This is a genomic window from Vibrio sp. D173a (genome assembly GCF_030248475.1).
Genome location: NZ_JAHGAH010000325.1, coordinates 1 through 764 on the forward strand (window position 1 = coordinate 1; position 764 = coordinate 764).

The 764-nt window shown below is 40.4% G+C and carries 1 protein-coding gene; it reads left to right on the forward strand.

What is annotated here, in order from left to right; genetic code table 11:
* The coding region (locus KIV40_RS25235) for a helix-hairpin-helix domain-containing protein (RefSeq protein WP_285351952.1) at window positions 1–478 on the forward strand (478 nt) is incomplete at its 5' end.
* Between the last annotated feature and the right edge of the window lie 286 nt (window positions 479–764).

Here is a 764-nt window from a genome sequence, read left to right on the forward strand (position 1 = left end):
CTTATATTCTTTAGGTATTCGTGAAGTAGGTGAAGCGACAGCGATGAACCTAGCACAGCACTTTAAATCTCTGGATATGGTGCAAGTGGCGACTCATGAGCAACTTATTGAGGTGCAAGATATTGGTGATATCGTTGCTTCGCATATCACAAGCTTCTTCTCTCAAGACAAAAACCGAGAGGTTGTCGAGAAACTGCTTGAATTAGGTGTAAACTGGCCGGCAATTGAAGCACCTGCCGAAGGGCAATCATTACCACTAGAAGGCAAGACCGTCGTTTTAACCGGATCACTTTCTCAATTGGGCCGCAGCGAAGCGAAAGCAGCGTTGCAATCTTTGGGCGCTAAAGTAACGGGAAGCGTATCTAAGAAAACAGACATTCTATTTGCTGGTGAAGCGGCCGGTTCTAAGCTAACTAAAGCACAAGATTTAGGTATCGAAATAAGAAATGAGCAGGACCTTATTGCGCTGATTTCTTAAGTAAAGCAAGCTAAAAAAAAGCTCAAAGGCACTCCTCAATGGAGTGCCTTTTTTTGTTTTGCATACAAAATTTAATCTTTTTATTTGCCGTGAAATTTGTCGCTATATTAACTCTCATTTTGGGACTGTGACTTCGCTCAATAATAGGGAAATAGCGTTCCGTACGTCATTTATTTGCGAGTGATATCACCATTTATAAACTGATTACATTCTTAAGTCTTTGTTTTTGTTTGGTTAATATGTTTTATGTGTGAGGGCTTTGATTTTTGTCGATCGGGATCACTAA